Source organism: Paraburkholderia sp. BR14312 (genome assembly GCF_040948675.1).
GTDB classification, from domain to species: Bacteria; Pseudomonadota; Gammaproteobacteria; order Burkholderiales; family Burkholderiaceae; genus Paraburkholderia; species Paraburkholderia nodosa_A.
This window is the reverse complement of record NZ_JBFPKI010000003.1, coordinates 377065-396617: the sequence shown is the minus strand read 5'-3', so window position 1 is coordinate 396617 and position 19553 is coordinate 377065. Positions and strand designations below refer to the sequence as shown.

Annotated in this window: 8 protein-coding genes; all 8 read right to left on the bottom strand. The window is 63.1% G+C overall.

Translation table 11 applies throughout. The features are described 5' to 3' along the window. Positions 1 to 60: 60 nt before the first annotated feature. Positions 61 to 975 (bottom strand): transcriptional regulator, encoded by a 915-nt coding sequence (locus AB3X98_RS11055; protein ID WP_368603916.1) that lies wholly within the window; start codon positions 973 to 975, stop codon positions 61 to 63. Continuing rightward, the gene (locus AB3X98_RS11050; RefSeq protein ID WP_368603915.1) at positions 926 to 2830 is read right to left on the bottom strand and encodes a hypothetical protein; all 1905 of its coding nucleotides are present in this window, start codon (positions 2828 to 2830) and stop codon (positions 926 to 928) included. Before AB3X98_RS11050 ends, AB3X98_RS11055 begins: the two co-directional genes overlap by 50 nt. Positions 2831 to 3252: 422 nt before the next feature. Beyond that, on the bottom strand, positions 3253 to 3711 hold the full coding sequence (locus tag AB3X98_RS11045; protein WP_368603914.1) for a GtrA family protein: 459 nt from the start codon (positions 3709 to 3711) through the stop codon (positions 3253 to 3255). Continuing rightward, complete coding sequence (locus AB3X98_RS11040) at positions 3704 to 4675, bottom strand: glycosyltransferase family 2 protein (protein ID WP_368603974.1); 972 nt, start codon at positions 4673 to 4675, stop codon at positions 3704 to 3706. The genes AB3X98_RS11045 and AB3X98_RS11040 overlap by 8 nt, the downstream gene beginning before the upstream one ends. Before the next feature lie 170 nt (positions 4676 to 4845). After that, on the bottom strand, positions 4846 to 5832 hold the full coding sequence (locus tag AB3X98_RS11035) for a cupin-like domain-containing protein (protein WP_368603913.1): 987 nt from the start codon (positions 5830 to 5832) through the stop codon (positions 4846 to 4848). A 115-nt stretch (positions 5833 to 5947) separates the two neighbouring features. Beyond that, on the bottom strand, positions 5948 to 7093 hold the full coding sequence (locus tag AB3X98_RS11030) for an SGNH/GDSL hydrolase family protein (protein WP_368603912.1): 1146 nt from the start codon (positions 7091 to 7093) through the stop codon (positions 5948 to 5950). Between the two features lie 31 nt (positions 7094 to 7124). After that, on the bottom strand, positions 7125 to 9428 hold the full coding sequence (locus AB3X98_RS11025; RefSeq protein ID WP_368603911.1) for a condensation domain-containing protein: 2304 nt from the start codon (positions 9426 to 9428) through the stop codon (positions 7125 to 7127). A gap of 3 nt (positions 9429 to 9431) precedes the next feature. Next, a complete protein-coding gene (locus AB3X98_RS11020) occupies positions 9432 to 19349 on the bottom strand; it encodes an amino acid adenylation domain-containing protein (protein WP_368603910.1) in 9918 nt (3305 codons plus the stop codon). Positions 19350 to 19553 lie beyond the last annotated feature (204 nt).

The following is a 19553-nucleotide window of genomic DNA, read 5'->3' as shown; positions in this document are numbered from 1 at the left end:
CGCGGGCAGCATGTGCGTACAACAACAAGGCCCGCCGTGGCGGGCCAGGGCGACGTAAGACTAGTCGCTGCCTTGCATGGCCGACTTCGCAACGCGGCGGGCGGTATTCACCGCCGAGAAAGCCGCGGCCTTGGCGCGATCCCGCACGCCGCTTCGTCCAGGCGGCGTGGGTTTGAGACCAAGCTTGCGCAGGTAATAGTTGGCCCGATAGACATCCGCGCGCAGCGTGTTGAGAAACTGAAAGTTCACGCTCAAGGTCACCGAGATATTGTCCCCGTTCTTCAACCAATGGGGGCAGTTGACAGGAACGTGAACGCCGTTTCCGGGTGCCAGTCTGTACGTCTTCGCCCTGTCCTGCAACTCGGGTCGATAGTTCGGCGCGTTGTGGTCGATCGTCCAGAATCGCTCGAGTTCCTCTTCCGGAAGTACCTGCCGGTCTTCCCGATCAAAGACGTACAAATCCTTTTGCCCGTGGATTTGAAAAATGAAATTGCATTCCCGATCGATGTGATACGCCGTCACCCGCTTCGGTGACGTCACGAAAATGATGAGGTCTTCGCGCTTGATCTGCGATTCGATGTCACCGCCAACCATACCCTTGATCTCCGCCATCGCATGCCTGTACAGCTCGGCATAGGCCGGGTCTTGTTGCGGGCCTCTGAAAATGAACCAGGCGTTGGAGTCTTCCAGTTGCTTTAATGCGTTGAGCGGCGAGAACGCACGATTCGTATCTTTCCATTTCTGACCGGGCGCGACATCACCCATGTCGAAGTAGAGGTCATCTGGACGTGTTTTCAGGGTTCGCTCCGCCAATTCCAGCAATTGAGGAAGCTCAAAGAGCGGATGAGACGCCAGGTGGTGGGAGACGTCGAAGCTCTTCCGCTCGAAATTCTCCCGAAACACCGAGGAATCCGCGTCGATCCATTTATCCGGCAATTCCGCTTCGAGAGCGGGGGGAACCGCAGTAGTCTCCATGTGATCGCTCCTCTTGGTCAAATGGGGGATAAGGAATACCCCTTGGCACCGTCGAGACGTCGGATAACGAATTACTTGCGATCGTGGATTTATTGACCACATCGTCGAACTTGTAAAGCCACGCGGGCGTTCCCTTTAGGGCTACCCAGCCAGGACCGGGCTGAATATTCGGCATTGCGAGGGACACGACCGCTCGCGCTCCGGTTTGATGGAACGCTTGCATGATCTCTTCACGCTGTTGCGCCGTAAGCTTCGTCCAGAATGTTTCACTAAAATTCGGCCAGAGGACTTCGTCTTTGCGATCAAGGCGGTTGCGATCCTGCGGCTCGATACGGTACGGGAGACCGCCGAACTCGGCGACGATGCGCAAGCGTGAGACATAGGCCCAGCTGACCCTGACAGTGGGATAGCTATCCCGGATCACGGCAACTGGATCCCCCGGCTGCAACCCTGAGGCAGTGAGCGCGTCAGCAATCCGCCATTTCGGGTCGTCGTGAAAGTCCGATCGATTAACCGCCGCCACGAACGAAGGCCCGTCGGTCATCGCAAGCTCACCGAGAGCGCCTGCACCATAGATGATGACGAGCGCTGTCGCGAGCAGGCGGCGCGATTGCAGGGTTGCGTCGAGCAATGGCGCCCATGTCAGGAGCGCGATAACCATAACGAACGCACTGAGATAACGATCTTCAACGTGGACAATAAAATAGGTGGCGAAGCCTCCGACGGTTGGCAGCAGCAATGGCCAAACGCGGGTTATTGTCTTGAGGAGCGATGCTCGCCATGACCGCCTGGCAACGATAAACAAGAGCGCCGCGGCGAGCGAAAGCACCGTTGGGTGTTGCTTGAGTATCTGCTGCAAGCTCCACAGAGACCGGCCCATCGCTATCAATTGCATCTTCAAACTGAAGAACGTCTTGAAGCCTTTGTACCAATATGCGACGTCGTTATAGGGTGGGTACGTCGTGTGGAAAGGCGTACCGAAGCCGAACACCGGCAAGCCCGCTACAAGTTGACTGGTCGGGTGGATTGGCCGACCGAATTGCGCCGGTCCGCCTTGCCAATTGGTCAGGTGAGGAAGCTCGTTTACGTGCCAGGGGACATTCAAGGCACCCGAGGCGCCAAGCGTAAATTCCCCATAGGACCAGGAAATCCCGGCGATGTAGACGGCAAAGAGAACACCGAAGGTTCCCGCAACCGCACCGAATGACTTCCACAAGCCGCCCCTCATGCAGCAATAGATGAAAAGCGTCAACATGAAGAGACAGGCAAATGGAGTGAATACCCCTTTCACCCAAACACCGAGACCAAGGACCAGACCGAGCGAAGTTGCGGTCAAAAGGTCTTTGCGACGAATCAGGGAGAGAAGCAGGCCGGAAGCCAGGAGGAAGCCGGTGGTCACAAGCAAGTCTGGACACGCGGCTGAAACGGAATCGAGCGCGAGACAGGCGCCAAGAAAAACGCAAACCCCAATCCAGACGGTGAACGGGTGCTTGCCCAGCGCAAGCGAACCAGGCGAATACAGCGCGAGCGCACTCCGGATCAGTCCGCGCCAGGCGGCATAGGCAACGAGATAGATTACCCAGTTGACTGCCGTAATGGCATACCACTCGCCGTCCGGCGTGGGCGCGGCCAGTGCCCGGGCGCCGGCAACCAATGCGGGATAGCCGGGATTCCAGAAGGGGTTGAAAATTTCGCGCCAGTCGAGGTGCGTGACGGCCCAGCTGACATTGAGATAGGAAATCCAGTCGCCATAATATTGCGTCCGACCGTAGAGGCCTTCGACGATACCGAGTATGCCGACGACGATCCAGGACAGGATCAAATGCACATTCCCCCGTGACCACTTTATTGTCATGTAGCACCTCCACGCTTGCAGCTAGAAGATCAGTAGATAAGGGAGTTAACCGCCCAGTGGCCCAATCAGCAAAATGAGCTATTAACGCCCAATATCAGTCGAGGTGTGAGCACGGGCCGCTGTTCGCCTTGTCGGACGCAAACGCCGGTACGGTCCGGAGCGATCCAGCACAATGTGGCGAATCCTCGGAATGGATGGCGTGTTTCTGCACGCCCGTTCGTCGCTCGATGTCGTCCCGGCCGTCACATGACAGCAGGGCGTCTCGCTTACGGTCGTGCAGGCAAGTCACGCGATGAATTTAGCCGGTCGAATCGAACCTCTCTGTGCGTTGGGCAACGCGGGCTTTCGATCGAGCGAGGCAGATTCATCGGCGTGTGCGTGCGCACAGACAATTCCCAGATTCGCCGAAAGGGGAGCGGCGTTCAGGACGGCGGTGCATCGCCTGCCGTCGGGACCTGATTCGACGCATTGGAGGCCGCTCCGGAAAAGCGCGCCTTTTCGTTGAACGTCCACGCCGAGTTGAGCAGATAGGTCAAGCCGAGAACGAGGGCAGTCGTGACCAGCTGCGCAATGAGATAGTTCAAACCAAGACTGGTGACGAAGAACTTCATGCACACACCGTTCATCAATACGCCGAGCAAGGCGATGATGGCGAACTTCGGTGCGGTCGACAGGGGATTGCTCTTGCTTCGGAACGTGATCTGGCGGTTGAGGCTGTAGTTGACGATCGCGCCGACGGTCGCCCCGGCCATGGAACTGACCGCCGGGGAGGCAAGACCGGAGTGGACCATCGCAATCAAAATCGCATACTGTGCGACGGTGCCGATCGCACCGACGCCCGCATAGACCACAAACCTTCTTGCCGCGCGCAGATCAGGCATCGCTCGTGCCCGCAGATTGATAGCGGTGGCGGATCAGGTAAACCGGCCGATTTTTCGATTCGTAGTAGATGCGGCCGATGTATTCGCCAAGTACGCCTATACCGATCAACTGAACCCCGCCGAGCAGGAGCACGGCCGAGATCAATGACGCGTAGCCAGGTACGGCGACCCCTTGAATCAAGGTTCGCACAATGAGAAACGATGCATACAGTATCGCGATACATGCCACGAAGCTGCCGACGTAAGTCCATACGCGAAGCGGCAGCGTGCTGAAACTCGTGAAGCCCTCCAGCGCGAAGTTCCACAGTTTCCAACCCGAAAACTTCGATCGGCCGGCGAGGCGAGGCTCACGCACATACTCGACGACTGCGGTCCGGTAGCCGACCCAGGCAAACAGCCCCTTCATGAACCGCCGCGTCTCGGGGAGTTGTTTGAGGGCGTCCACGACCTCCCTCGTGATCAAACGGAAGTCACCCACGTTCTCCGGGATCTTCGTGTCGCACATCGCGTTGTGTATGCGATAAAAGATTGCCGCGGTCTGGCGCTTGAGGAAGGAATCCGTGAGCCGGCTCACACGTTTGGCAACGACGACATCGTGGCCTTCGCGCCATTTCTCGACCAATAGCGGAATGATTTTCGGCGGGTCCTGCAAATCCGCGTCGAAAGGAATCACAATGGCGCCGCGCGCTTCGTCGAGTCCTGCAGAAAGTGCAGCCTCCTTGCCGAAGTTGCGCGTCAGGTCGATGACACGGATGCGGCTGTCTTGCTTCGACATGCGAATCAGCATGCCCAGCGTGTCATCGCGGCTGCCGTCATTCACGCAGACGATTTCAAACCCGGTTCCGTCAATCGATTCAAGTACAGGAATGACCGTGCTGAAGAACGCGCCGATCATCTCCTCCTCGTTATAGAACGGCACGACGAGCGACAACAGGCAGGGCTCACTAACCGAGGGAACCTCCATAAGCGCAGGATTGGACCGCGCAGTCGTCTCGCGCGCGCCTGCCGGCGAGGTTGACGCTTCCCTCAGGAGAGGCTCCGGAGCCAGAAAGTGAGGGCGGCCGATATAGTCCATGATTACCTCGCGCAGATGCCGCGGTTGTCCGACTGGCGTAACGATTTCATCGCGGGCGCTCAGCGTTTGACCAGACGCCGAACCGCGTTCAGCGGGGACTTCAATCGGGTTACCGGCGAGTGAACGACTTCCGCAAATGTTTTGGGATGGCGATGTTCGAGCGTCGAGATGACTTTTCTTTTCAAACTGTCGCGCAATGGCGAAACACCGGGTGGCAACGGCTTCAGCCCCATCATGCGCAGAACGTAGTTAGCCTGGTAAACCCGCGCGCGTCGCTCGAGCGACTTCATGCAGTAGTTGATGCTGATACTCACCGAAATGTTGTCGTCGTTCTTGACCCAATGCGGCGCCAATGGAGGGTGATGCACCACTTCGCCCGGGTTGAGCCGGAAGATCGTGCCGCGACTCTGCAGTTGACGACGATAACGCGCGGCCTCGAAGTTGCCCGCGTAGTAGCGTTCCACTTCCTGGTCCGGAACCAGCTCGCGATCGGTAGCCGGGAAGAGGCATACGTCTTTCGAGCCTTGCAACTGGAACAGGAAGTTGGTTTCGTGATCGATGTGGAAGGGCGTCGAGATATTCGGCGACGAGACCAGCAACGTCATCGTCACAAGGGTGATGTCGCTGCGCAGCGGGTAATCGGACAACGCCTCGAGCTCGGCTGTAATCGTGTCAAGGACCTGGGCGTAGTCTGCGTCGTAAAGGTGTGCCTGAGTGAGCTTGATCCAGGAGTCGTTTTCGTGAACGCTCGCAAACGCTTCTTTCAGCCGCGTGCTGTGGGGCATGGCGCTGAATCTGGCTTCCAGCGAACTATTCTTGAAGTTGATCGCGCGGACGTTGCCATTCTTTTCAAGCATCCGCAGGGCGACCTCCTCGATCCTTGGGATCTCGAACAAGCCGCTTTCATGCAACAGGTGGTTGAATTTGAACGGATGCAGATTGAAGTTGCTTTTGAATTCCTTGTTGCAGGCGTGCAGGATTTTTCCGTCTGAGGTGAGTTGGGGTGATGCATCGTCCAACGCCGCACCATTGCTAGTCACAGACATGGCACACCTTTGCAGGTTAGAGGGTATTGCTTGCAGGCTACTATCGCGCCCGTGGGCCAGATGTGCGTTGACGAACATCCAGGCCGGTTTAGGGCGTTTACCCGCGATGAGCGGTCTAGTTGACAGCTTCCTGCCTGGTCGCCGAAGGTGTGTCGGCGGCTCTGAAGCTTGGCCGGAGAAAATCGACGACCTCGGCGTCCGTGATCGGTTTGATATGCAGCCCGAAAGCGGCGTTCAGTGAAGTGACAAGGTACTGTGCCCAAAGGGTATTCCAGACGACGCCGGCATGAGTGTCTGAAAGGTAGGTGTTGTGCGGATCGTCGCCAGTGGTATTGGTGATTGCCCAGCCAGGCCCCAGATGCACGGTCTTGTAATTCGGGCGCCCATGATCATCGCGATTGCCCCACAGGCTTCTGAACCATAAGCCAGCGTCGAGAACATGGACATGGCGGTTCGCCGAGGCGAGCGCGCGCAAGCCATTGTTGAAACGATCAATGCCGGCATCGATATTGGCGATCTCCCTGGCGGATTGCCAGCTGTTGAACTCGCCAGGCCAATCGGCGTCGCTGCCCCCGGTCACAAGCACGACATAGGTATCCGGATGATATTTTTGGATTAGCGCGACGGCTTCGCCAATGGACTTGATGCAGGCGTTGATTGCGCTCGCGGGGCGCACTGCATCGGGATCGCGGGACAGCTCGTCAAAAAGCTCGTGGCTGCTGAGATCGTTGTCGCCGATCTGGATCAGTACGACGCCGCCTCGCCACGCTAGGGGTTCCATGTCCATCAAATCGACGAGTCGGATCGCCTGGCGCTGCGATTGCCCCATCAACTGGCTGCAGGTCGCGCCGCTAACCGCAAAGTTATAACGGTAGTCCTCTTTGGGAGGCGTGCGGGCGAGCGCACCCAAAGCTTCGCTGGCCATGGCCCGATACTTGCCGGTTCCCCAAACGCCCCATTTGCCCTGGTCGATCTGGTCTCCCCGCAACTGGGCGAGCACCTCGGTCCACTGCCACGTGGTCGCGCGCCACTGGCCTCCTCGCGCGTGCGGATCGCTCGACATGACCGTGTCGTGGTAGGACTGGCTATTGGAGTCACCAAGCACGGCGAATCGCACCCTTCCAGATGGCGGCTCCGACGCGCTGGCGACGGCGACCGGCACACGGCGAAACAGGCCGGGAACGGCCAGCCTGACAAAAAGGCCGGTGACGGATAGTGCGCCGAACAGCGCGATCAGCAACACCCTACGCGAACGGGACATAGGCCATTTACCCTATCGTGGCGCACCGAGATCATGACCCTTCGAGGGCGTTTTCCTGTTCGTCGTGCGCGGTTTCGGCAAAGCGGTCGAGCAGCTGCTTGCCCATCACCGCCGCGCCGGCCGCGCGGAACATCTGGTTGTGCATGCCGGGAACCTCGGTGACGACCAGTTTGCCGCTGATCACTTCACCCCAGCCCATGTCGTGCGCAAACAGGCGGCCCTTGAGCACCTGACCGCTGCGGAAGATCTGGACATTGCCGTCGTAGGGCTTCGGACGGTATCGCACCTGCTGCTCGCGCAGATAGCCGATATTGCGGCCATACCAGAGATTGTCGTCGATCATGTTGTTCGCGCTGTCGTTCTTCAGGAAGCCGAACTTCACCGCAAGCTGCGTCAGACGAAGCCAACGAACGGTCCGAAACTGCTGGAGGAACGCAATCATGGACATCTCGCCACGCTTCGCCAGGCGGTAGTCGCGCGGAATGTCGTCCATACGCACCTGGACTTTGCGCAACAGGCGATCGTACCAGGGCATCGATTCCCGATACCCCGGGCACCAGGAGTCGGTGAGGACGACGAGTTCCACCGTTTCGCCTTCGCGGCGCAACTGGTGAGCCGCCTCCAGCGCCATCGCGCCCAGCACGCAGTAGCCCATGAGAATATAAGGGCCGCTTGGCTGGATCAGTCTGATGAGTCGCACGGCGTCCGCGGCGAGATCCTCGAAAGCGCGCAACGGGAAGTTGGGCTGAGGCGTCTTCGGCACCATGGGAACGTCGACGATGGGCCGCACGTCGCCGACCTGTTTGGCCAGTTCATACAGGACCGCGATGTTGTTGAGCACGATGACGGGCGTTTGCGAACCCTCCTCGTTGAAGCGCACGACGTTGTGCGCTTTCGCCTCCAGCTCCGCACGGCTCATAAAGCCGCTCACGCCCACGCCCCCCGCGACTTGCGCCGTGTCGTTTCCGGCGGCGGGCGCGGGCGCTCGCTGCGGCATGACCTCGGCGGTTTCCAGCACCGCGCGCCATTGGGCCAGATAGCGGTCGATCGTCTCGATGTCGTAGAGGTCGGTGTCGCCCTCACAGGAGATGCGCCAGCCCTCCGGGCGCCGCACCATGAAGAAGTTGAGGTCGTAGAGCGCGCCCGCGTTGAAGGAGGGCGAAGTCGTCGCGGCGAAATCCTGGCGTCGGACCTCATCGCCCATGCCGACGAAGCTTTGCTGCAAAGCGAAGTTGACCGAGCATAGCGGCGGCCGGTTCATATCCGACACTTCGCCGGCCATCTCCATCATCTCTTCGAACGGCACGTGCAGATGCTCGATAGCGTCGCTGAGCTTGGCGCCGCACTGTGCGGTGATATCGGCAAGCGTGCTGCCCTGGGTCACATCGAGGCGCAGGATCACCGTGTTGATGAGCGGCCCGATTACACCTTCGAGTTCCTGCTGATCGCGCACCGACATCTGCGTGCCCATGGCGACTTTGGGCTGCTCAGTCGTCTTTTGCAGCGACATCGCGAGGCCCGCGGCCGCCACGCTGAAGAGCGTCACGCCTTGCGCCTTGGCTGCCGTGATCAGACGCTCGCTCAAGTCGCCCGGCAACAGAATCGAGCGAATGACGCCCTGGAAGCGCCGCTCCGGCGGCCGGGCGCGGTCGCCCTTTACGTCGAAGCGGCTGAACCCTTTAAGCTCCTGGCGCCAATGGACGCGAGCGCGATCGATCGCCGCACTGGCCAGGAACTCACCCTTCCATAGCGCGTAATCGCCATGGTGCAGCTCGACGTCCGCGTACTCGGGATCATGGCCCGCGTGCAACGCCGCGAGTCCTTCGACGAGTTCGCGCACGAGGATCGCGAAGGACCAGCCGTCCATCACCAGCGAATGGAAGGTCAGCTGCAACTCGCCTTGCGTGCTCGACCTCGGCAACCACACGGCGCGGAAGAATGATGCGCACGACACGTCGAAAGGCGTGCGTGCCTGCTCTTGACCCACACGCTGGGCCTCGGCCAGCGCGGCTTGTTCGTCCAGACCGCCGAGATCCACGACGGCGAGCCGGAAGGGGGCGCGGCTCCAGACCTGCTGGCGCAGCCCCGCGCCCGTCATCAGGAAGCCGGTGCGCAAGATCTCGTGCCGCGCGACCAGTTCGCTGAGCACCTGCTCGATGCTCGCGGCAGTGAGCGGGCCCGACAATTGCAGCCGGAAGGCGATGTTGAGCGCGGAGGCCTTAGGCGACGCCTTCTGCTCGTGCCAGTAGCGTACCTGGCAGGCGGTCGCCGGGAACAGGGCGTGGCCCGCCTCGACCTCCTGCACAGGTGCGATATTCAAGGCTATCGAGTTCATCGCTCAGGCTCCCTCGGCAATCCTGCGCTTGAAGTTGAGGATCGACGGCCGCGCCGCCGCGGGCGCCTCGACCGGCTCGTCCGTCTGCGTGCCGTCAAGGCTCGCGGCCAGCTGCTCGATCGTGACGTTCTTCATGAGCTGACGCGCATCCACGCCGAGCCCGCGCTCGTTCATTCGTGCAACGATGCGGAACAGCTGCAGGCTGTCTGCACCGAGGCTGAAGAACTTCTGGTCGATGCCTACCTGCTGCAGGCCGAGCACCTCGCCCCAGATCGCGGCGATGGTGGCCTGCGTCGGCGTCATGGCCGCGGGTTCGGCTGCGGCGACCACGATTTGCGCGGCCTCGCGCGCCGCCGGTTCGATCGGCACCGGCGCTTGCGGCACGACCTTGAGCGCGGCATGCGGCTGGCGCACCGGCGCGGCCACCATGTCCGCCGTCGGCACGGGCAGGGCCTTGCGGTCGAGCTTGCCGTTGCTGGTCTGAGGCAGCGCGTCGAGCGTCATCCACAGTGTCGGCACCATGTAGGACGGCAGTTGACCGGCGACATGCGCTGCGACTGCGCTCTGATCCGGTTTGTCGGAGCCAGCGCCAACCAGGTAGCCCACGAGGCGCGCGCTGTCGGCCACGGTATGCAGGGCGACGGCGGCTGCGGCAACACCGGGAGCCTTGCGCAGGGTGGCCTCGATATCTTCGATCTCGATGCGGAAGCCGCGCAGCTTGATCTGCTGGTCGCGACGGCCCAGGTGCTGGAGCGAGCCGTCGGCGAGCCGCTTCGCGAGATCGCCGGTACGGTAGAGCCGGCGCGGTGCGGCGCCTTCGATGACAACCGACTTGAAGGCGGCATCGGTCAAGTCGGGGCGGTTGAAATAGCCCTTCGCCAGGCCTTTACCGCCAATCCACAGTTCGCCGCTCACGCCTTCGGGCGCCAGATGCAGGTCGTCGGTCAGGACGTGCAGGTCGGTATTGGCGAGCGGCGCGCCGATCACCACCGGTGCGTTCGCAACGACACGCGAGGCGGAGGACCAGATCGTCGTCTCGGTCGGGCCATAGAGGTTCCACACCTCCGCGCCGGTCGCGAGCAGGTCGTCGGCGAGGTCACGTGGCAACGGCTCACCGCCGCACAGGATCTTGAAGCCCTTCGGCGCCTTGAAGCCGGCCTCGAGCAGCATGCGCCACAGCGAAGGCGTCGCCTGGAGCACGGTGGTGGCTTCTTCCTTCAGGCGGGTCACCAGTTCGAAACCGGTGCGCACTTCCGCGTGGCCGGCGATGAAGGTCCGCCCGCCGGCGATGAGCGGCAGGAACAGCTCGAGACCCGAGATATCGAAGGAGAACGTCGTCACCGCGACGATGGTGTCCCTGACCGTAAAGCCCGGCGCGTGCGCCATCGAGAGCAGGAAGTTGCTCAGCGCGCGATGGCCGATCTCCACGCCCTTGGGCTGACCCGTCGAGCCCGACGTGAAGATCACGTAGGCCGAATCCGCGTCCGTTACGGTGGGCAGCGCCACAGTCTCGTCATCGTCCTGCGCGAGGAGCGCCTCCACGTCCAGCACGCGATGCGCGCCCGGTTCCAGCACCGTGAGGCTTTGCTCATCGCTGAGGATGGCGGCGATGCCAGCGCCATCGAGAATCTGGCGCAGGCGTGCAGGCGGCATCGTCATGTCGAGTGGCACGTAGGCGCAGCCCGCGCGCCACACGCCGATCATGGCGGCCACGATCATGGCGCTGCGTTCCATCGCGAGGGCGACGCGTGAGCCTGAGGCGATACCCGCCGCCATGAGCCGGCGCGCGATCTGGCTGGCGCGCGCATCGAGTTCGCCATAGGTCAGGCTCGTCGAGTCGTCCGACACGGCCGTCGTATCGGGAGCCTGCCAGGCCTGCGCGGCGATCAGCGCCGGCGTCGTCTGCGAGAGATCGTAGTCGCGCTGGGAAGCGTTCAGCTCGTCACGCAGATGGTGGATTTCCGCATCGCTCAAGAGCGGCAGGGCTGCGACAGGCGTTTCGGCATCGCGGGCGATCGCCGTCAGCAAGGTTTCGTAGTAGCCGAGCCAGCGCTGGATCGTCGTTTCGTCATAGACGTCGGTGTTGAAGTCGCAATCGAGCCGCAGGCCCTGAGCCGATTCGATCACGTTCAGGAACAGATCGAAGTTGCTGTAGGCCTTCGCGTTCGGCGCGAAGTGCGTGGTGACGCCTGCCATGTCGAGTTCGCCGTCGACCTTTTCCAGGTTGAACTGCAGATCGGTCAGCGGCAGCCGGTTGAGATCGCGCTTGATGCCGAGATCGCGCACGAGTGCGCCGTAGGTGTAGTTCTGGCGGTCGCCTGCGTCGTAGAGGTGATCGCGCACTGCCTTCATGTGCGTGGCGAAAGGCTTCTCGCGGTCGAATTTCACGCGCAGCGGCAGGAAGTTCACGCAGTGCCCGACCAGCAGCGCTTCGCCCGCTTGCGACTGGCCAGCCATCGGTGCGGCGATCACCACGTCGTCATTGCCGGACAGCCGGCCGAACAGCACCTGGGCCGCGCCGAACAGCGTGGCGAACAGCGAGCAGCCCTGCTTCGAGGAGGCGGTCTTGACCTGCTTGAGCAGGTCCGCGCCCAGATGGCGGGTCGTCGACGCGCCGTTGAAGCTCTTGCGTTCCGGACGCGGGCGGTCGCCGGGCAAATCGGGTTGCGGCGCCGGGACGCGATGGACGTTCATCCAGAACTCGCGCGTTTCCTTGTCGACACCAATTTCGTCCTGCGCCTTGGCGAAGGCGAGGAAGCTCTGCACCTCGTCGAGTTCCGGCTGCGTGCCCCAGACTTCTGCGGCGTAGAGCGCAGCCAGATCGCGCAGGATGATGTTGATCGACCAGCCGTCGCAGACGATGTGATGCGCCGTGAACACGAACGCCCACTTCTGCGCTTCGAGGCGAACCAGTGCGGCGCGCGCGAGCGGGCCCCGGGTCAGGTCGAAGAACTCGCGGGCTTCCGCGTCGATGATGGCCTTGAGCTCGCCCGCCGGATCGGCGTGAGTGGAAAGGTCGATCGGGACCAGCGGCACGGTCGTCGTCGGTTCCGCGAACATCATGTCGCCCACGCGCGAGAAGTGCACGCGCAGCGCATCGTGGCGGGCAACCGTCGCGGCGAAGGCCCGTTCGAACGCGGCCTCGTTCAGCTTGCCATTGAGTTCGAGCGTGAACGACTCATTGAACGCGAGCGAGGCTTCGTGACCCTGCTGGGCCGACATCCAGATTTCCTTCTGCGGCTCGGTGAGCGCCGATTGCGTGAGCGCCGGTTCGACCTGCGTCAGCGCCGCGGTGTCCTGCGCGCCGCCGAGAATGCCGACGCGCTGGAGCGCATCGATGCTCGCGATGAAGGCGTCGCCGATCTTGCGGATGTCCTCGTCCGAATGGCTCGTCGTCAGGAAGCAGGGGAAGCCCTCCATGATATGCACGCCGAGGTAGCGCATATACGGATAGAAGAGACTGCCCAGCCGATCCTCGCCCGAGAGATTCACATAGAACCAGCTCGAGAAGGATTCGGCCCGCGTAGCGATGCCGACCTTCTCCAGATGCGCGTTGACGCGCTGCACGAGGCCGGCCATGCGTTCGCCGAGGCCTTCCTGCAGCGCCGGGCCCGCTTCCTTGAGGTGCAGGAGGACGGCTTTCATTGCGGCCAGCACGACGGGGTGGCGCACGAACGTGCCGGCGAAGAACGTCGGCGGAACTTCGGGCACCGAAGCATCGCCGAATTGCCACTGACCACCGTCGAGCGCGTCCATGTACTGCGTGGTGCCGGCGAGCACGCCGATGGGCAGGCCGCCGCCGACCACCTTGCCGTAGGTCGCCATGTCGCCCTGGATGCCCCACAGGCCTTGCATGCCGGCCGGATGGACGCGAAAGCCCGTCACGACCTCGTCGAAGATGAGGGCCGACTCATTGGCGGCCGTCACGTCGCGCAGCTGCTGCACGAACTCCTTCGGACGCAGATTGGGATGGCGCGACTGCACCGGCTCGATCAGGACGGCTGCGATATCGTCGATGTTTGCCTTGATCCACTCGAGGCTTTCGGGACGCGCGTAGGGCAGCACGACCATGTTGCCCACGGAGGTCTGCGGAATTCCCGGGGCGAGCGGGAATGCGCGCGGCACGCCCGCTTCGCTGCCAGGCTTCACGAGCACTTCGTCGAACTGGCCGTGATAGTCGCCGTCGAAGCAGACGACCTTGTCCTTGCCGGTCACCGTGCGCGCGAGACGCATCGCCGCCATCACGGCTTCCGAGCCGGTATTGCAGAACGTGACGCGCTGATGGCCGGTCATGTCCGAGAACATCTGGGCGACTTCGCCCGCGAGCGGCGACTGCGGTCCGATCGCGAAGCCTTCCGCCAATTGCGCGTTGACCGCCTCGACCACGAAATCGGGCGTGTGGCCGAACGCGGTCTGGCCGTAGCCGTTGACCACGTCGATGTATTCGTTGCCGTCCACGTCCCAGATCTTCGAGCCCTTCGAGCGCTGGGCGACGATCGGATAGACGAGCTCCTTCCATTCCTCGCGGAAGCCGCTGGCGGTACGCGGATCGGCAAGCACCGACCGATAGGACTGCGTACGGGACTTCGAGGTGGCGGTTTTCGCCGAGTAGCGCGTGGCCAGATCGGTGATGAACGCCTGCTGCGCGTCGGTCATCTGGGCCGAGTGCGAGGCGCCGGGCTTGTACGCGGTGAAGCGCGACGGGCGGTTCTCCTCGAACTTGATCTCGGGGCCGGCGGCGTGCGCGGGCGCGGTGGCAGGCGCGGGCGCTGCAGCGGCAACGACCGGCGCGGCGGCGACGGCTGCGGGCACCACGATTTGGGCCGCGGCGGGCTGCGGCACGGCCAGCGGCGCACCTTGCAGCACCTCGAGTTGACGCGCCATCACCGACTGCATCGCGGCGAGCTGGTCGCGGATCACCGACTGGAGGTCGCCCGTGGCTGGCTGAACAGCCACAGGTGCACTCACTTGCACTGCCGCAGCGGCGACCGGAGCAGCCGAGACTTGAACAGCGACCGGCGCAGCGACAGGTGCAGCAACCGGCGCAACCTCAGCCGGCACTTCCGGATCGGGCGGCATGGCGCCATCGAGGAACTGCGCGAGAGCGGGCAGCGTCGGATAGTCGCTCATGATCTGCCGGAAGCTGATCGTGACGTCGTAGCGGCGGCGCAGCTGCCGGGACACTTGCCCCATGAACAGCGAGTCGTAACCGAGATCCCAGAACGTCACGTCCGGATTGGACGTATCCGGTGCTTCGCCGGACATTTCGGCGAGCAGCGACGCCAGTTCGGCAATGAGACGCGGTTTGCGGTCGATTTGGACGGTTTGGGCCATGGCGGTCTCAGGAATATCGATTAGGGCTTCGGACGGGGCTTGTGCGGCAATCGCTGCGGCAACGGTCGTCGGCTGGCGTGAAGAGGCGGTTGCCGGGGCGTCAATCCAGTGCCGTTCCGGCTCGAAGGGGTAGGTCGGTAGCGAAACGCGGCGGCCGGCTTCAGTCCGCAGCGTTTGCCAGTTCGGCTTGACGCCGTTCAGCCACAGGCGCCCGGTTGCCTCGGCGAGGACGGCAAGCTCGCGCTCGCGCGTCGCGAAATCGGGCAGTGAGGCAATCGCACCTTGATGCCGGTCCTTGGGCAGGCCCTGCAGGACAAAGGTCGAAAGCGTGCGGCCGGGGCCGATTTCGAGCAGAAGCGGCTTGGCCTCTGCCGTGACCGTGGCCAGCGCGTCGCTAAAGCGCACGACATTGCGGCAATGGCTGGCCCAGTACTGTCCCGAGACGGGCTGATCCATCGCCGCCCACTGCCCGGTCACGGAGGACACGTACGGAATCTTCGGCCTCGCGAAAGAAAGACCGTCCGCGACCTTGGCAAGATCGTCGACGACGCCCGACATCATGCGCGAGTGGAACGCGTGCGAAGTGTGCAGACGTCGATGCTCGATGTCGCGCGTCTTGAGCGTGGCCTCGAATGCCTCGATGGCCGCGAAGGGGCCTGCCACGACGCTGAGCGTCGGCGCATTGATCGCGGCGAGATCGACGTCGGCGGGCAGCATCGCGCTGAGTTCGGCTTCCGACAGGCGCACGACCAGCATCGCGCCCGGTTCGGCCGACTGCATGAGCGCGCCGCGTTGCGCGATGAGGCACAGCGCATCCTCGAAGGCGATCGCCTCCGCCACGCACGCCGCGACCAGCTCGCCGACGCTGTGGCCGATCATGGCCGTCGGCTTGATGCCGCGCGAGATCCACAACTGCGCGAGCGCATATTCGACGAGGAAGAGCGCAGGCTGCGCGTAGATCGTCGAGCGGATGGGGTGCGGGGTGTCGTCGCCTTCCGGGGCTTCGCTCAACAGCAGCGTGCGGATGTCCAGGCCGAGATGGGGGACGAGCGCCTCGGCGCCCCTGTCGATCCACTCGCGATAGACCGGCTCGGTGCGATAGAGCGCGGCGCCCATGCCCGGATACTGCGCGCCCTGGCCGGGGAACATGAAGACGACTGCGGGCGTGGCCTGCGGGGCCTGTGCTTCGATCGCGCCTTTCTGCAGCTTGGCCCGGGCCTGCTCCACGCTCTCGGAGACGACAACGGCGCGGTGCGCGAAATCACGGCGTCCCGTTTGCAGCGTCGCGGCCACGTCGGCCAGTGCGATCTCCGGATGGTTTGCGAGGTGCGTGGCGAGATTCGCCTTCGCGCGTTCGAGTGCGGCGGCGCTGCGGGCCGATACCGGCAGGATCTGGAGTTGTTCGCATTGCTCGGCCGGGGCGGTACGGCAAGGTGCCTCTTCGAGCACCACATGCACGTTCGTCCCGCCGACGCCGAGGGAACTCACGCCGGCCCGGCGTGGCGTGGCGCCCTCAGCCCAGGGACGCACGGCCGTATTGAAGAAAAACGGACTGCTGGCCAGGTCGATGCCGGGGTTGGGCGAACGGAAGTGCGTGAGCGGCGGCAAGGTGCGGTTGCGCAGCGCGAGCGACGCGGCGATGAAACCCGTCACACCTGCGGCCGCGTCGAGGTGGCCGACATTCGCCTTCGCCGAACCGAGCGCGCAGAACTGGCCGCCCTCGGCGCCGCCCAGACGAAACGCCTGCACGAGGCCTGCGAATTCGATCGGATCGCCGAGGGGCGTAGCCGTGCCATGGGCCTCGACATAGCCAATCGAGGCCGGATCGATGCCGGCCTCGGCGTGCGCGATGGCAATGGCGCGGGCCTGGGCGTCGACGCTCGGCGCGGTGAAGCCGACCTTGTCGGAGCCGTCGTTGTTGATGCCCACGCCGCGGATCACCGCATAGATCGGGTCTTCGTCGGCGATGGCGTCTTCGAGACGTTTGAGCAGGACGACGCCGGCACCGCTGCCGAATATTGTGCCCTTCGCATCGGCATCGAACGGACGACACACGCCGTCGGGCGCGCCCATACCGCCTTCTTCGTAGAAGTAACCGCGCTTCTGCGGGAAGGTGATCGAGACGCCGCCGGCCAGCGCCATGTCGCAGCGTCCCGCACGAAGGTTCTCGACGGCGAGGCTGATGGCGGTGAGCGAGGTGGAGCATGCCGTCTGCACGGAGATGGCCGGCCCCGTCAGTCCGAGCTTGTAAGCGGTGCGGGTCGCGACGAAATCGCCGGCCCCGACGAGCTTTTGATACTCGCCGATCTGGAACTGGCTCGTAAATTCGTCGATGACCGCGCGATCGGAGAGGATGTGCTTGAGGAAGTACGTGTTCATCGACGTGCCGGCGAACACCCCGACGGCGCCGGTGATCGTCGCCGGGTCGTATCCGGCATCTTCGAACGCTTCCCAGGCGATCTGGAGGAAGAGGCGCTGTTGCGGGTCGGTCAGCGCGGACTCGCGCGCGAGCATGCCGAAAAAGCCGGCATCGAAGTGATCGACATCCGCCAGGATCGGCCGCGCCTTGACATAACTCGCGTCGCGGCGCGACTTGTCGTCGAAACTGTCTTCCAGTTCCGCCAGGTCGAAATGCGTGATGCAGTCGCGCCCCGCGAGGATGTTCGCCCAAAATTCGGAGACATTACGCGCACCCGGAAATCGTCCGGACATGCCGACGACTGCAATCGCTCCGCTTTGCGCGCCTCGGCGTAGACGGATCGCCTCTTTGCTTGCTGCCGGGAGCGTCGTGCGCAGTTGTGCAGCCAGCGCCTCGACATTGGGGTGGCGGAACAGATCCACCAGCGCGACCTTGGTTGCGACGTCGCGCGCGATGATGGCGTGCGCGCGCATCAGATCGAGCGAGCGCAAGCCGAGGTCGAAGAAGTTCGCACGGCGATCGACGGATTTGCCGAGGAGCCCTTCGAATACGGACGCGAGCTTGTCGGCAATGTCGTCGTCAATGGGCAAGGACGCTGCTAATGCTTCGGATTGCGTATCGATTGTGGCAAGCAACGCTTTGCGGTTGATCTTGCCATTGGGCGTCAGCGGAAAATCCGGCAGCACACGCAGCTCAGACGGCATCATGTAGTCGGGCAGGGCCGACCTGAGATACGTGCGGATTTCCTTCAGGAGGAGTGCGACGTCCGCCGCGTCGGCCTTCACGAATCCCGCGATGGCCTTGCCCATGCGGCCATCGAACGCCGCCACGGCCGCGTCGGCCACGCCGGGCGCCACGCGCAACGCATGTTCGATTTCGTCGAGTTCGATGCGTTTGCCTGCAATTTTGATCTGCCGATCGTTGCGGCCCAGAAATTCGATTGCGCCGTCCGCGCGGCGGCGCACGAGGTCGCCCGTGCGATAGAGCTTGGCACCGGGAGCGAAAACGTCGTCGACGAACTTCTCGGCCGTCAGTTCAGGGCGATTGAGATAGCCAAGCGCGACGCCGTCGCCGCCCGTGACCAGTTCGCCGACCTCTCCATCGGCAACAGGCATGAGCTTGTCGTCCACGATGTAGGCGCTCGTACCCGCGATGGCGTAGCCGATGGGAATGGCATCGCCATGCGCGAGCGCCTCGCCGTCACGCGGAATGCGGTAGCAGCAGGTGAAGGTCGTGTTCTCGGTCGGGCCGTAGCCATTGATGATCTGCAGACCCGGATGAGCCTCCATGACCTTTCGAACATGGACGGGGGACAGCACGTCCCCGCCCGTCAGCGCCTCCTTGAGCGGAAGAAAGGCTTCCAGCCGATAGTCGGCGAGCGCATTGAAGAGGCCAGCCGTGAACCAGGCGCTGGTAACGCCAAGTCGCGCTATCTCGGACGCGATCGTGTCGAGAGAGGGCTGGACCTCGTTGATGATGGCGGCACAGCCGCCGTTCAGGAGCGGTCCCCAGATCTCCAGCGTGCTCGCATCGAAGGCGAGCGGCGCGAGGTTGAGGAAGCGCGTGTGGGGCGAAAGCTCGGTGAACGTCTGGCCCTGCACGAGGCGCAGGATCGCGCGCTGCGGCACGATCACGCCCTTGGGTTTGCCGGTCGAGCCGGAGGTGTACATCACGTAGGCAGCGTCGTCACGAGCGCTAGCGTAGAGCGGTGCGGGCTCGGCCGCCTCCGCAGCCGCCACGACATGCTCGAGATCGACCGAGACGCCGTTCAGTTCGCCAACGCTGGCGAGCGCGGCCGCTTCAGCGATGATGAGCTTGGGTGAGCAGTCGGAAACGATGAAATCGAGCTGCGCCTTCGGATAGGCGCGGTCCAGCGGCACGTAGACGGCGCCCAGCCGCAGGATCGCCAGCATCAAGGCCAGCGTGTCGCGGCTGCGTGCAACCATGATCGCGCAGCGCTCGCCCGGCTCCAGTCCCATTTCGTGCAGGACGGTGGCGAGCCGCGCCGAACGTTCGCCGAGGGCGGCGTAGTCTTCCTCGCCCGTCGCGTCAATCACAGCAAGATGATTGCCGAAGTCGGCACATACGGCATCGAAGCGCGCTGCCACGCCAGGTACGTGATCGGTCCCGCCCGGCAAAACGCCTGAAAGTCCATCTCTGTGTGACATTTGCTACTCCCCCACGATTTTGACGAAGGCCGCTGCTGAGCAAGGCTTGGCGATGCGCTCGCCGCACTTGCGCAGAACGGCAGCCGGTCACAGGAAGCACAAGCGCCAGGCGGCTTTGCGCACCGGCTCGCGTCCCAAATTTGAAATTTGCTGTAGGAGGAAGTTAATCTTCCGTGGGATGCCTATCCGTTCGCCGTCGCACAC

What these genes read in the sequence shown, in the direction of transcription:
- AB3X98_RS11040 (WP_368603974.1), bottom strand. Translation starts at nt 4,675, where the DNA reads ATGGAGGTTCCCTCGGTTAGTGAGCCCTGCCTGTTGTCGCTCGTCGTG.
- AB3X98_RS11020 (WP_368603910.1), bottom strand. Translation starts at nt 19,349, where the DNA reads ATGTCACACAGAGATGGACTTTCAGGCGTTTTGCCGGGCGGGACCGAT.
- AB3X98_RS11045 (WP_368603914.1), bottom strand. Translation starts at nt 3,711, where the DNA reads ATGCCTGATCTGCGCGCGGCAAGAAGGTTTGTGGTCTATGCGGGCGTC.
- AB3X98_RS11035 (WP_368603913.1), bottom strand. Translation starts at nt 5,832, where the DNA reads ATGTCTGTGACTAGCAATGGTGCGGCGTTGGACGATGCATCACCCCAA.
- AB3X98_RS11025 (WP_368603911.1), bottom strand. Translation starts at nt 9,428, where the DNA reads ATGAACTCGATAGCCTTGAATATCGCACCTGTGCAGGAGGTCGAGGCG.
- AB3X98_RS11050 (WP_368603915.1), bottom strand. Translation starts at nt 2,830, where the DNA reads ATGACAATAAAGTGGTCACGGGGGAATGTGCATTTGATCCTGTCCTGG.
- AB3X98_RS11055 (WP_368603916.1), bottom strand. Translation starts at nt 975, where the DNA reads ATGGAGACTACTGCGGTTCCCCCCGCTCTCGAAGCGGAATTGCCGGAT.
- AB3X98_RS11030 (WP_368603912.1), bottom strand. Translation starts at nt 7,093, where the DNA reads ATGTCCCGTTCGCGTAGGGTGTTGCTGATCGCGCTGTTCGGCGCACTA.